The organism is Reyranella sp. GW821-FHT14A01 (assembly GCF_058803965.1).
Genome location: NZ_JBXAPM010000007.1, coordinates 243,917 through 257,252 on the forward strand (window position 1 = coordinate 243,917; position 13,336 = coordinate 257,252).

The window sequence follows — 13,336 nt, forward strand, 5'->3', positions numbered from 1 at the left end:
TTACCCTTTCAACTTGTCGTCGAGCATGTCGAGGAAGGCGGTCGCGAGCAGCGAGGGCTCGCGGTCGCGGCGATGGAAGGCGCCGATCTCGTAGGTGACGGCCGGCTCGAAGGGCCGTGTCACGAGACCGAGATGCTCGAAGCTGCGGGCCGACAGCGGATCGACGATCGACCAGCCGGTGCCCGCTGCCACGAGACCGCAGAGGCTGGCGAAGAACTCCGCCTCGACGACGGAATTGATCGTGACGCCCGCCGCCGAGAAGACGCCGCGGATACGATTGGGCACCTGGTGAGATCGCGCCGGCATCACCATCGGATGCGGGCCCAGGAGATCCGGCGTCAGCAGCTTGCGCGAAGCGAGCGCATGGCGGGGCGGCAGGATGGCGACGCAGCGCATGCCGTAGCGCCGGACCTCGACCTGGCTCTCGTCGATCGGCAGCTCGGCGATGCCGATGTCGAAGCTCTCCGTCGGCAGGAGCTGGCTCACCACGTCGGAATGGCGCGAGATCAGCCGCACCGAGACACCCGGCCGCTCGGCCAGGAATTGCGCCACGAGGTTGGGCAACAGGGAGATGGCCGCCGAGGGATGGCTGGCGATCACCAGCCGGCCCGATTGGCCCTCGCGGATCTGCGCCGTCGCGGCCTGCAGCCGGTCGACCTCACCCAGCACGCGGCTTGCTTCGGCATAGAACAGCACGCCCTCGGCCGTCGGCTTCAGCCGGCCGTTGGCCCGCTCGAACAGGGGGAAGCCCACCGTCTCTTCGAGGCGGGCGATCTGGGTGCTGACCGCGGGCTGGGTCACGCCCATGGCGCCCGCGGCGGCGGTCATGGAGCGGTGATCGACCACCGCCCGGAAGGCTTCGAGGAGCTTTACGTCCATACTCTATAAACAGCCGTTATTGGTCATTTTGGCAATTCTCCCGGCCTCTACTAGCAAAACCCCTGCCGATCCGGCAGTCTTCAATGGAGCGGCATAGGAATTGCTTATGGAGTGACATGAGCAGCACGAGCCCCCTCATCCTCGCGGACGGCATCACCAAGCGCTTTGGCGCCAACCAGGTGCTGACCCGCGTGACGCTGGAAGTCCTGGAGCGCGACGTGGTCTGCGTCGTGGGCCCTTCGGGCTCGGGCAAGACCACCTTGCTGCGCTGCCTCGCGCTGCTCGAAGAGCCGAGCGAGGGCAAGGTCGTGATGGAGGGCGTGCCGATTTCGACGCCGTTGCCGAACAAGCAGGTGAAGGCGGCGGCTCGCGACGTGCGCTCCGAGATCGGCATGGTCTTCCAGCACTTCAATCTGTGGCCGCACATGTCGGTGCTGCAGAACCTGATCGAAGCGCCGATCCGCGTGAAGAAGATGCCCCGGGACAAGGCCGTCGCTATCGCCGAGTCGCTGCTGAAAAAGGTCGACCTGTTCGAAAAGCGCGACGCCTATCCCGCACGCCTGTCGGGCGGCCAGCAGCAGCGCGTGGCGATTGCCCGCGCCTTGGCCATGTCGCCCAAGGTCCTGCTGTTCGATGAGGCAACCAGCGCGCTCGACCCCGAGCTGCGCCGCGAGGTGCTGGCCGTCATGCGCCAGCTCGCGCGCGAGGGCATGACCATGCTGGTGGTTACGCACGAGATGGGCTTTGCGCGCCATGTCGGCACACGCACCGTGTTCATGGACCGCGGCGAGATCGTCGAGGCGGCGCCGGGGTCTGCGTTCTTCGACGCGCCGCAGACGGAGCGCGCCCAGCGCTTCCTGCAGCAGTTCGCGGATGAGTGACGGGGAAGGTCAACAAGGGAGACCGATGATGGGTGTAGCAAGGATATTGGGAGCGCTCGCGCTGGCGGGCACGATCGGTGCGTTTTCGATCACGGGCGCGCAAGCGCAGCAGACGCAGTCGCGTCTCTACGAGGTGACCAAGAGCAAGAAGCTCCGGGTCTGCCAGTTCCCGCTCTACTATTCGATCTCGTTCCGCAATTCCAAGACGGGCGAGATCGAGGGCATCGACGCCGACCTCGCGAAGGAATTCGCCAAGGAGCTCGACGCCAAGCTCGAGATCGTCGAGTCGAGCTTCGGCTCCTTCATCGCCGACCTGCAGGCCGGCAAGTGCGAGATCGGCATGTTCGGTGTCGGCGCCACCATGAAGCGCGGCCAGGCCGTCGAGTTCTCCAAGCCCTACCTGCTGACCAACCTCTACGCGGTCACGCGCAAGGACAGCAAGATCAAGGAGTGGAAGGACATCGACCAGAAGGGCGTGAAGGCTGCCGTCTCTCTGGGCAGCTACATGGAGCCCTTCATGAAGGGCTACGTGAAGAACGCCGAGGTCGTGTCGGTGGCGCCGCCCAACACGCGCGAGGCCGAGCTGGTCGCGCAGAGGGTCGACGTCATCATCACCGACTTCCCGACCGCCATCAAAGTGACCGACGAGTTCGACTGGGCCACCTACATCCTGCCCAACGAGAAGCTCGCCATCACGCCCTACGCCTATGTGGTGCCGCAGGGCGACCAGATCTGGCTGAATTACGTCAACCTGTTCGTCGACACGATCAAGCTCGACGGAAGGCTGCTGAAGTACGCCAAGAAGCACAAGCTCGACCCGATCGTGGCGCCGTAGCTCTTCGGAGCGCGCCACTCCAGTGGCGCTCATCAAGAGGGAGAGCGCCACTGGAGTGGCGCGCTCCATTGAGGCTTGAATGTTCAAGTATCAATTCCGCTGGGACACGGTCTGGGGAAGTTTCGACTTCCTGATGGGCGGCCTGCAGATGACGCTGATCATCTCGGCCATCACCCTGGTCCTGGCGATGGTCGGCGGGTTGATCATCGCCCTGCTCGACATGTCGCGCTTCCGCGCCTTGCGCTGGGTCGGCATATCGATCGGCGAGGTCGTGCGCAACACGCCGATCCTGGTCCAGCTCCTGTGGGTCTATTACGTGCTGCCGATCGTATTCGGGGTGCGCATCGAGGCGCTGGTCGCGCTGATCATCGGCCTTGCGCTCTATCAGGCGTCCTTCATCTCCGAGGTCTATCGCTCGGGCATCCAGAGCGTGCCCAAGGGCCATCGCGAGGCCGCCCAGGTGCTGGGCCTGACGCCGTTCCAGTCGTTCAATCGTATCGTGCTGCCGCAGGCAATCCGCATGACCCTGCCGCCGCTGGCCTCGAACTTCGTCCAGCTCATCAAGTTCTCCTCGCTGGGCGCCGTCATCTCGGTGAGCGAGATCACAAGGCGCGGCATGGAGCTTTCGGCGACCAATTTCCGGCCGCTCGAGACCTTCACCTTCATCGCCGTCGTCTATTTCTTCATCTGCTGGCCGCTCGCCATGGCCATCCGCTTCTGGGAACGCAGGCTGCAGGCTCGCTGATGTCTCCGAAAATTCGCAACGAGCTGGCACGCAAGGTCGACGCCTCGCTCGACCGTCTCATCGAAGTGACGCAGCGGCTGGTGGCCGTCGCCTCGCCCAACCCGCCGAGCGATACGTTCGACATGGCACAGGTTGCCGAAGCGCTGCTACGCGAGATCCCCGGCATCGAGATCGAGCGGGTCGAACCCGAGCCGCGCATCGTCTCCTTGATCGGCCGCATCCGCGGCCGGGCGCCGGGACGCCGCCTGATCTTCAACGGCCATCTCGACACCTTTCCGTTGCTGGAGAACCTGCCCTGGACCGTGCCGCCGCTGGGCGGCGTGCTGAAGGACGGCAAGCTCTACGGCCGTGGTGTCTGCGACATGAAAGGCGGCATCGCCTGTTCCTTGCTCGCGGCATTGCTTCTCGCCGAGAACCGCGACGCCTGGGACGGCGAGGTCGTGCTCACCCTGGCGGGCGACGAGGAGAACATGGGCTCGTTGGGTTCGGGCCATCTCCTCAAGAACTTCCCGCATGCCGCCGGCGACGCCAATATCTGCGGCGATGTCGGCTCGCCCAAGGTCGTGCGCTTCGGCGAGAAGGGCCTGATGTGGGTCGAGGTCGAGGCCACCGGTTCGCCGGCGCATGGCGCGCACGTCCACAAGGGCACCAACGCCATCGACCGGCTGCGCAGCGCGCTCGATTGCCTGAAGCAGCTCGAGGACGTGCCCTTCCAGTCGCCGCCGGTCGTCACCCATGCGATCGGCAAGGCCAAGCCGATTTCCGAACCGCTGTCGGGCGACGGCGAGGCCGACACCCTGTCGAGGGTCACGGTGAACATCGGCACCATCGAGGGCGGCACTTCACCCAACCTGGTGCCCACGCATGCCATCGCCCGCGCCGACATCCGCCTGCCCGTCGGCATCACCACCGATGTCCTCGCGGCCAAGCTCGACGAATGGCTGGCACCGCTGGAAGGCGTGAGCTGGAAGGCGATCCGCCGCTTCGAGCCCTCCTTTACCGATCCGGGCCACGAGATCGTGACGCGAACCGCCTCGGTCGCCGCCGAGGTCCTGGGCGAGACGCCAGCGGTCAACATGAGAGTCGGCGGCTCGGACTCGCGCTGGTACCGCATGTTCGACGTGCCGACCGTCGTGCTGGGGCTCACGCCCTTCAACATGGGCGGCGCCGACGAATATGTGCTGGTCGACGAGCTCCTGGCCGTCGCCAAGATCCACACCCTGGTGGCCTACGATTTCCTCTCCACGGAGCCCTGACATGGACCGCCTGTCCGACGACGATCTGTTCACCCTGCCCATGACCTTCATGGGCGTGCCCTACGGAAGGCCCGGCCCGGCGAACAAGGCGGCGATCCTCGGCATCCCGTTCGACTGTGGCACCAACATGCGCATCGGCTCGCGCGGCGGTCCGGACTCGGTGCGCCAGCAGTCGCAGCTCATGCGGCGCTTCAACCCGACCAATGCCGACTTCGATCCCGCACTGGCGCTGGGCCTGGTCGATTGCGGCAACGTCAAGCTCACGCCGTCGAAGATCGTCGACGCGTTCGAGCGGATCGAGCAGGCCGCCGACCGCATCGTCGAGGCCGGCGCCGTGCCGATCACCATCGGCGGCGACGGCTCGGTCACCGTCCCGGTCGCGCGCGCCGTCGGCAAGAAATACCCGAAGATGGCGGCGCTCCACATCGATTCGCACACCGATTCGTACCCGTACGGCTCGGAGGAGAAGTACAACTCCGCCACCCAGTTCACCCATGTCGCCGAGGAAGGCCTCGTCGATCCGGAATTCTCCTGGCATGTCGGCATCCGCAGCACGACCTACGCCCAGGGTGTCGTGCCGCGCGCCATGAGCCTCGGCTACAAGGTCGTGTCGATCGACGAGCTGATCCGCGGCGGCTTCGCCCAGCGCATGGCCGAGTTCCGCGACAAGGTCGGCAAGCGGCCGGTCTATCTCTGCTTCGACATGGACGTGTTCGACCCGTCCTGCGCACCCGGCGTCTGCACACCCTCGTGGGGTGGCCTCAGCGCGCGCGAGGGCATCGACCTGTTGCGCTGCCTCACCGACCTCAACATCGTCGCCGTCGACGTGAACACGGTGAGCCCGCCGCAGGACGTGAACGGCATGGCCGCCCACCTTTGCTCGCACGTGATCTACGAGACGCTCGTGCTGCTCTGTCGACAGATGGGCCTCGACGACGCGAAGTAGTCGCAACGGAGCGCGCCACTCCAGTGGCGCTCGTGGTTCGCCGATAGAGTATGAGCGCCACTGGAGTGGCGCGCTCCAATGAGTCAGCGCAGGTACTTCGCGAAGAACGCCTTTGTCCGCGCTTCGGCGTCGGGCGCCGCCACCGTATCGTAAGCCAGGTGATGCTGCTTGCCCGCCGCGCCGGGCACGGTGCGATCGGCAACCTTCGAATCGAAGCTGTGATAGGCGTTGGGATAGTAGACCGCGTCGACGAGGCCGCCGCGCGACAGGCCCGAGACCAATGTCCGGCAACGATCGGACGGCGTCCAATCGTCCTTGTCGCCGACCAGCAGCAGGACGGGAATGTCGATGCCGCTATCGAACTGCGGATTGCAGCCGGGATAATAGGCGACGCCCGCTGCCAACCCGCGCTGCGCGAGACCAAAATTCTTCTGCGTCGAGCGAAGCACCGTCGAGCCACCGTGACTGTGGCCGATGATGCCGATCCTGCCCTTCACCACGTCGGGCCGCGTCGCGAGATAGTCGAGGGCGCCCGCGATGTCGGCCACGCGCATGTTGGGCGTCACCACGCCGGGCGTCGTGCACACGGCTCTGGTGCCGCGCGGGCCGAACGAGTCCGGCGCCAGCACGAGATAGCCCCAGCCCACCAGCCGCTTGCCCCAGCCCTCGGTGTGCGGGTTCGTGCCCGCACAACTATGGGCCAGGATGATCGCCGGGAACGGCCCGTTGCCCGGAGGCTTGTAGATCCAGCCCTTCACCTCCGGCCCCGCCTGGCTGCTGCCGACAGTGACGCTGGGGAAACTTACCGACTGGGCCCAGGCGGGCGTGCCCAGCAGCATGAGAAGGACAATCGCGAACAAGCGGATCATGTCGCATCTCATCTGCCGGGGCGCGCCACTCCAGCAATCACTCGGGTTCAATACCCGCCAGCTTGGCGACTTCGCCCCAGGTCACCAACTCCTTCTTGATGCGCTGCGCGAAGGAGTCGGGCGACTCGCCGCCAGGGAGGCTCGACAGGTCGCGGATCTTGGCCTGCATCTCGGGCTCGGCCAGGACGGCCACCACGTCGTCGCGCATGCGGTTGGCAAGCGCGGGCGACATCTTGCCCGGCCCGAACATCGCGAACCACGCCAGCGTGTCGACGCCCGGCACGCCGGCCTCGGCGATGGTCGGAATGTCCTCGAGGCCCGGCAGCCGCTTGTTGCCGCTCACCGCCAGCATGCGCAAGGTGCCGGCGCGGTGGTGCGACATCACCGTCAACGGACTGGTGAAGCCCACCGGGATATGGCCGCCGGCCAGCTCCTGCATCATCGGCGCCGCGCCCTTGTAGGCGACGTTCTCGATCTTCAGCCCGCTCTTCACCCGGAACAGCTCGCCCACCATCCGCGTCGTGTTCTCGGTGCTGCCGAATTGATATTTGCCGGGATTGGCCTTCGCCGCGGTCATGAACTTTTCCATCGTGTCCATGCCCGCCTTGGGCGAACCGACCAGCGCGAGGGCGCCCTCGATCAGCGGCGTGACCGGCGTGAAGTCGCGTTCGGTGTCGTACGGCAGGACCTTGGTGGTGTAGGGATTGATCGTGTGCGCGCTGGTCGTGACCAGCAGCGTGTAGCCATCGGGCGGTGCCTTGGCGACGATCTCGCTGCCCAGGATGCCGCTCGCCCCGCCCTTGTTGTCGATGATAACGGTCTGCTTCCAGCGTTCCGCAAGGCGCGGGATGACGAGGCGCGCGACGAGATCGGTGCCGCCGCCTGCCGGATAAGGGACCACCACGCGAACCTGCTTGGTGGGATAGTCCTGTGCGCGCACGATCGCCGGCGCCATTCCGAAGGCCGCTCCTGCGACCGTTCCTGCCGCCACAAAGCCGCGTCGTGTCATGCCTGTCATGCAATCCTCCCGTTCCATTTCCTTGCCGACAGACTAGGGTTCTTTTGGGAGGAAAAAAACATGTTCGACCTGGTCATTAAGGACGCAGAAATTCACGACGGTTCGGGCGCCAAGGCAGTGCACGGCGACCTCGGCGTGAAAGATGGCAAGATTGCCGGCATCGGCCCGAAGCTCGGGGCCGCCAGGGAGACGGTGAAAGCCGATGGCCTCGCCCTGGCACCCGGCATCATCGACGGCCACACCCATTACGACGCGCAGATCACGTGGGATCCCTTCGTCGATCCCTCGCCGGCGCTGGGCGTTACCACAGCGATCCTCGGCAATTGCGGCTTCACCATCGCGCCCTGCAAGCCCGCCGACCGCGACCTCACGATGCGTCACCTGACGCATGTCGAGGGCATGTCGCTCGATGCGCTGCGCGCCGGCATCAACTGGGGCTTCGAGAGCTTCCCGCAATATCTCGACATGCTGGAGAAGAACGGCGTCGGCCCCAACGTCGCCTGCTTCGCCGGCCATTCCGCCATCCGCACCTTCGTGATGGGCACCGACGCCACCGAGCGCGCCGCCACCGAGGCCGAGGTCTCAAAAATGGCCGACCTGGTGCGCGAGGCGATGGCAGCGGGCGCCATCGGCTTCGCCTCCTCGACCTCGGAAGCGCACAATGGCGAAGGCGGCACGCCGATGCCGTCGCGCCTCGCCGACGACCACGAGTTGCGCACGCTGGTGAAGGCGATGGGCCAGGGTGGCACCGGCGTCTACATGCTGACCAAGGGCCGCACGACCACGATCCCGTATCTCGAGGAGATCGCGGCCGAATCGAACCGTCCGGTGGTGATCGCAGCCCTCTTCCATTCCAACACCAACCCCGAGGCCGCGTTCACCACGCTCAACCAGGTGAACGAGGCCCGCGCGCGCGGCCGCGAACTGGTGGCGCAGACCTCGTGCTGCCCGCTCAGCATGGATTTCACCTTCCACAGCCCGTACCTGTTCGAGAGCATGCAGGCGTGGAAGCCGGCGATGGCCGCGCACGATCCGGCCGAGCTCAAGAAGATCTATCGCGACCCGGCGTGGCGCGCCTCGGTGCGCGAGGAGCTTTTAGCCAAGCGCGGCCGGCTGCTGTTCAACGGCGAGTGGGAGAAGCTGTTCGTCGTCGAGACCGCGAAGGACGAGAACCGCGCGATGGAAGGCGCAACGCTCGCCGAACTGGCCAAGCAGGCCGGCAAGGACCCGTTCGACTTCATCCTAGACTTCGCTTTGTCGGAGAACCTCGACACGATGTTCGTGGCGCAGCTCCTGCACAATGACGACAAGCAGGTCGGCCGCATCCTGGCCGATCCCAACACCCACATCTCGCTGAGCGACGCCGGCGCGCATCTCACTTTCTTCTGTGACGCGGGCTTCGGGCTGCACCTGATGGGCCACTGGAGCCGTGACTTGGGCGTGCTCGACCTGCCGCAGGCGGTGCATCGCCTGACCGGCCAGCCGGCCAGGCTGTTCGGCATCCAGGACCGAGGCTTCCTGCGCGAAGGCCTGGGCGCCGACCTGATGCTGTTCGATCCCAAGACCGTCGCGCGCGGCCCCAAGCGTCGCGCGCACGACCTGCCGGCGGGTGCCGCGCGCCTGACCGCGGGCGCGATCGGCCTGCATGGCGTCTGGATCAACGGCGCCCGGGCCGCCGACGAAAAAGGCTTCTGCGCCGACCCAACTTCGAGGCCCGGCAAGGTGCTGCGCTCGTTCGCGGCTTAAGCCCTCTCAGAAGTCCGTGGTCAGCGACAGGCGGAAAGTCCGCGGCGCGCCAAGGGACAGCGTTCCGTTGGCGCCGCTGGCCCAGTAGTCGTTGTCGAGTACGTTCTCGACATTGAAGCGGATGGCGACCGGCCCGCCGGTCGGGCTCCGGCTGTTCTCGAACAAATAGCGCGCGCCGAGGTCGAAGCGGACCCATTCCGGCAGGCTGCGCCGAGGGGCGACCGTGTCGATATACTGCGAGCCGGTGTAGATGATGCGGCTGGTCAGGGTCAGGCCCTTCACGAAGGGCAGGTCCCATTCGCCGGCAAGATTGCCCTGGAAGTTGGGTGTCTGCGGCGCGGTCCAGCCATCGGTCAACCCGCCTTGCGTGTTGGTCAGCACGGCGTTCAGCAGCATGAAGCCGCCGAGCAGCCGGACGCCCGGCATCGGCTCGCCGAAGACGTTGAATTCGAGGCCTTGGTTGCGCTGCGAACCCGAGGGCACCAGCGTGTTGGTCATCACGTCGACGATGGTGCTGGGCCGGGTGATCTGGAACAGGCTGGCGGTCGTGGTGAACTTGCCCCAGTCGACCTTCACGCCGATTTCGTACTGCGTGGACTTGAAGGGTTTGAAGACCTCGCCGGCATTCGCGAAGTTGGCGCCGACGATCTGACCTGCCTCCAGGCCCTGGATGTAATTGCCGTAGAGCGAGACGTTCGCCCAGGGCTTGACCACCAGCGCCACCGACGGGCTGAGCGCACTTTCGTCGTAGTAATCGATCTGCGCGCCGCTCACCGGATTGTAGTTGGCGGCGATGACGCGCTGCTGGCGCGCGCCGACCGTCAACTGGATTCGCTTGTCGACGGCCGACAGGGTGTCGGCGAGCGCAACGGTCGAAAGGGCATTGTAGGAGGTCTGGTTCGATATCGGCGTGCCCAGCGTGTTCCGGGCCACCACGCTGGGATTGTAGATGTTCGTGGCATAGGCCGCGCCGTTGGCGAAGGCGCTTCCGCTGTAACGCATGAAGGCGTTGGCGGTGAGTGAAATCTCGTGACTGACAGGACCCGTATCGGCGAAGCCACGGAGGCCCGTCTCGCCCGTAAGATTGGTGGCGTAGAAGCTCTGGTTGGCCGGCGACGACGTACCGTTTCCGTTGAAGTCGTTGACCTGGACGCTGTTGCCCGCGTTCAGGCTGATGCTCCGGGAGTCCTGCGCGCCAATGGCCGCGTAGGCCGTGATATTCTCCGTGAGGTCGACCTCGCCCCGCACGACACCGAACAGGTTCTTGCGCTCGGCCTGGCTCCAGGCCTGGCCAAAGAGCTTCCGGGCGTCCGGCGCGTAGGGCAGCGGAATACCCGGATTGAGGCCGACGAAGGGAATGAGGCCGGTCATGTTCTGCAGCTGATAGCCAAGATCGGCCGAGACCCGGACGCGCTCGCCGCGGAAATCGAGACCGAGCAGCGCGAGCATCCTCTGGTCGGTGTTGTTGACCACGGCGGTCTCGCCCGACCGGTAGGCGACATTCATTCGGACGCCCACCTGCTTCTCGGGCCCGAAGCGCCGCGCGAGATCGGCATGGCCGCCGAACTGCGTGCCCGAGGCGTAACTGGCGGTGAATTGCGTCAGGTCCTCGTCGGGCGCGCGCTTCGGCACGATGTTGATCCTGCCGCCCAGCGACCCCTCGACCGTCATGCCGTTGAGCATGGCGCTGGGCCCCTTCAGCACTTCGATGCGCTCGGCCATCTCCGGCATGATCGAGCTGCTGGGCATCAAGCCGTAGAGATTACCGTAGGTCGCCGTCGCGTTGCCGACCTGGAGGCCGCGAATCAGCACCTGATCGGCACCGACGCCGCCGTCCGGAAGCCAGGAGCGAACCGAGGGATCGTCGACCAGCACGTCGCGGATGGTCTGTGCCTGCTGGTCCTTCGCCTTCTTCGCCGTGTAGCTCGTCTGGTTGAACGGCGTGTCCATCACGTTGCGGTTGCCGAGCAGGCCGAGTTGGCTGCCGGTCGCGACCTGGCCGCCGGCATAGGGCGGCGGGATATTGTCGATCATCGCCTGCTGCGGGATCGGAAAGGCGCCCTGGACCTGCACGGGATCGAGCTGGATCGCACCGGGCGCGCTGCTCTGGCCCGGCCGCTGCACCGCGATCGTCGTGGTGCTGGGAAAGGAATAGATCAGGCCCGTGCCGGCAAGCAGCTGCCGCAGCGCCTCGTCGATGCTCATCGTGCCCTGCACGCCGGGCGTGTCGAGTCCGCGGACAGCAGCACCGTCGACAGTGACCTGGCGGCCCGCTTGCTGGCCGAAGATGCCCAGCGCCGATCCCAGCGGCTGGGCCGGGATGTTGAAGGACCGCCGTTCGACCATCTGCGCCACGCTGGGCGACAGGTCCTGTGCCTCTGCACGCATCGGCACCATCGCCATGAGCGACAGGAACGTGACAGCGGAAATTTCCGAGAATGCGACCGCGCGCGATATCCGAATGCTCAACCCCAAACTCCGTCATTCGTGGGGGTGACTTGCGCTGGTCGCGGCGGCTTGGCGCTCCCCCTTATCTAAGACGACGAGGCTGGAATCGCGGTTTACAAAAAAATTCCCCGGAGGTGTTCAATCGTCGGACATGACGATGAGCCAGGGCGAGAGGCGTCGCACCTTGGCGCCATGCGCGCGCGCCATGCCGCGCAACGCATCTTCGGGATCGTGGAGATTGTAGGCGCCCGTCACCGACTTGGCCGCCAGCGCATTGCCGGCAACGACGATGGCGCCGCCATAGTAACGGCGAAGCTGGTCCACCGCCTCGCCGATCGGTCGATCCTGGAGGATGAGCTGTCCCTGCCGCCAAGTGGCGACGAGTTGCGGCGGCACGGTCGACCGCTGCGCTTCGCCCCGCCAGGACATCCACACCGCATCGCCTGCGCCCAGCAGTTCCGACTTGGACGCCGCCGAGACCGCCACGCGCCCCTCCTCGACGCTCACCGCGACACCCTCCGCATCGCGCCGCACGTTGAAGCTGGTACCGACGACCTTGGTCTCGACGTCGCCAGCCACGACCCGGAAGGGCCGCGCGGGATCGGGCGTCACCTGGAAGAACGCCTCGCCCTTCAGAAGCGTCACGCGCCGGTCGTTGCCGGCCATGTCGAGCGCCACCGCGCTGGCGGCGGAAAGAGTGACCCGGCTGCCGTCGGGCAGGCTGAGCACGCGCGATTCCGCGGTCTCGGTCAGGGCATCGGACTGCAGCCTGATCAGCAGGCCGGGACCGGCGATGAAGGCAAGGCAGGCCGCCAGCGCCAGGGCGCCCGCGCCGATCCGCCAGCGCCGCACCGTTGGCCACCTCACAACGCGCGGCGATTCCGTCGCGCCGGCCCGCTCAAGCGCGGGCCGCCATTCGGCCGACAGTTCCGGCGTCATGCCGCGGGCAAGGCGCGACAGGCTCTGCACCGAGGTCCAGGCGCGCGCGTTTGCCGAGCTGGCGGCGATCCATTCGCCCAGCCTGCGGCGCATCGTCGGATCGTCGGGATCCTCCTGCAGCTCGATCAGCCACGCCGAGGCTTCCCGCGACGCGCGCGCTTCCGCCGATTCCGGCGCTGATGCCATCACCATCCCTCGGTCATGCCCCCATTCTTAAGACGAGCCATCGTGAGGCAATTACAAAAATTCGCGCCCTCAGGGCCAGCCGAGGCGGCTCTTGCAGTGCTGAAGGGCATCCATCACCAGAAGCTGTGCCGTAGGTATCGAAACTTCGAGCACGGCAGCGATCTCGCGCAGCTTGCAGCCCTGGAGGCGATGCATCTCGAAAGCAATGCGCGTCCGACGGGGCAGCTCGCGCAGCGCCTCCTGCAGGAGGCGAAGATTGTCCCGATCGATCGAGGCCTGTTCGGCCGACGGCGCGACGTCGGGCAGCGACGCGACAACGTCCGGGGAAGGCTCGTTGAAGATACGCCGCTCGACTTCACGCCGCCGCCGCCCATCGAGCGCGAGATTGCGGACGATCCGGTAGAGATAATTGCGCGGCTCGCGGAGAAGCTCCTCCTTCGCCGCCTCGTTGAAGCGGATCCAGGCTTCCTGGACGAGATCCTCGGCCTGCGACCTCGAGCCGACGATGCCGGTCGCATAGTCGACCAGCTCCCGGCGGGTCTCCACGAACAGAAGGTTTGCGTTCGAAGCCACGATGGGCGTGACTTA

Annotated in this window: 12 protein-coding genes; 6 read left to right on the forward strand and 6 right to left on the reverse strand. The window is 66.2% G+C overall.

Annotated features, from left to right (window positions below):
- Positions 1–879, reverse strand: coding sequence for a LysR family transcriptional regulator (locus tag AC1ROX_RS14330; protein WP_493126611.1), 879 nt, complete (start codon positions 877–879; stop codon positions 1–3).
- A 116-nt stretch (positions 880–995) separates the two neighbouring features.
- On the opposite strand from AC1ROX_RS14330, the gene AC1ROX_RS14335 reads away from it, so the two are divergent.
- From AC1ROX_RS14335 to AC1ROX_RS14355, 5 genes are all read left to right on the forward strand, one after another.
- Positions 996–1,760: an amino acid ABC transporter ATP-binding protein gene (locus AC1ROX_RS14335; protein WP_493126612.1), complete on the forward strand. Its 765-nt coding sequence runs from the start codon at positions 996–998 to the stop codon at positions 1,758–1,760.
- A 25-nt stretch (positions 1,761–1,785) separates the two neighbouring features.
- On the forward strand, positions 1,786–2,595 hold the full coding sequence (locus tag AC1ROX_RS14340) for an ABC transporter substrate-binding protein (RefSeq protein ID WP_493126613.1): 810 nt from the start codon (positions 1,786–1,788) through the stop codon (positions 2,593–2,595).
- A 79-nt stretch (positions 2,596–2,674) separates the two neighbouring features.
- Complete coding sequence (locus AC1ROX_RS14345) at positions 2,675–3,340, forward strand: amino acid ABC transporter permease (protein WP_493126614.1); 666 nt, start codon at positions 2,675–2,677, stop codon at positions 3,338–3,340.
- Positions 3,340–4,596 carry a M20/M25/M40 family metallo-hydrolase gene (locus AC1ROX_RS14350; protein WP_493126615.1) on the forward strand — a complete coding sequence of 419 codons (1,257 nt, stop codon included), beginning with the start codon at positions 3,340–3,342 and terminating at the stop codon, positions 4,594–4,596. The genes AC1ROX_RS14345 and AC1ROX_RS14350 overlap by 1 nt, the downstream gene beginning before the upstream one ends.
- A gap of 1 nt (position 4,597) precedes the next feature.
- Positions 4,598–5,542: an arginase family protein gene (locus AC1ROX_RS14355; protein ID WP_493126616.1), complete on the forward strand. Its 945-nt coding sequence runs from the start codon at positions 4,598–4,600 to the stop codon at positions 5,540–5,542.
- 83 nt (positions 5,543–5,625) lie between these two features.
- Here the strand turns inward: AC1ROX_RS14355 and AC1ROX_RS14360 are convergent, their stop codons facing one another.
- Complete coding sequence (locus tag AC1ROX_RS14360) at positions 5,626–6,411, reverse strand: dienelactone hydrolase family protein (protein WP_493126617.1); 786 nt, start codon at positions 6,409–6,411, stop codon at positions 5,626–5,628.
- Positions 6,412–6,448: 37 nt separating this feature from the next.
- Positions 6,449–7,429: a Bug family tripartite tricarboxylate transporter substrate binding protein gene (locus AC1ROX_RS14365; protein ID WP_493126618.1), complete on the reverse strand. Its 981-nt coding sequence runs from the start codon at positions 7,427–7,429 to the stop codon at positions 6,449–6,451.
- A gap of 60 nt (positions 7,430–7,489) precedes the next feature.
- Here AC1ROX_RS14365 and AC1ROX_RS14370 point away from each other — a divergent pair, with 60 nt between their 5' ends.
- A complete protein-coding gene (locus tag AC1ROX_RS14370) occupies positions 7,490–9,175 on the forward strand; it encodes an N-acyl-D-amino-acid deacylase family protein (RefSeq protein ID WP_493126619.1) in 1,686 nt (561 codons plus the stop codon).
- Between the two features lie 6 nt (positions 9,176–9,181).
- On the opposite strand, the gene AC1ROX_RS14375 is transcribed toward AC1ROX_RS14370, so the two are convergent.
- From AC1ROX_RS14375 to AC1ROX_RS14385, 3 genes are all read right to left on the reverse strand, one after another.
- Positions 9,182–11,644 carry a TonB-dependent siderophore receptor gene (locus AC1ROX_RS14375; RefSeq protein ID WP_493126620.1) on the reverse strand — a complete coding sequence of 821 codons (2,463 nt, stop codon included), beginning with the start codon at positions 11,642–11,644 and terminating at the stop codon, positions 9,182–9,184.
- A 117-nt stretch (positions 11,645–11,761) separates the two neighbouring features.
- Positions 11,762–12,748 (reverse strand): FecR family protein, encoded by a 987-nt coding sequence (locus AC1ROX_RS14380; RefSeq protein WP_493126621.1) that lies wholly within the window; start codon positions 12,746–12,748, stop codon positions 11,762–11,764.
- A 69-nt stretch (positions 12,749–12,817) separates the two neighbouring features.
- Positions 12,818–13,321, reverse strand: coding sequence for a sigma-70 family RNA polymerase sigma factor (locus tag AC1ROX_RS14385; protein ID WP_493126622.1), 504 nt, complete (start codon positions 13,319–13,321; stop codon positions 12,818–12,820).
- Between the last annotated feature and the right edge of the window lie 15 nt (positions 13,322–13,336).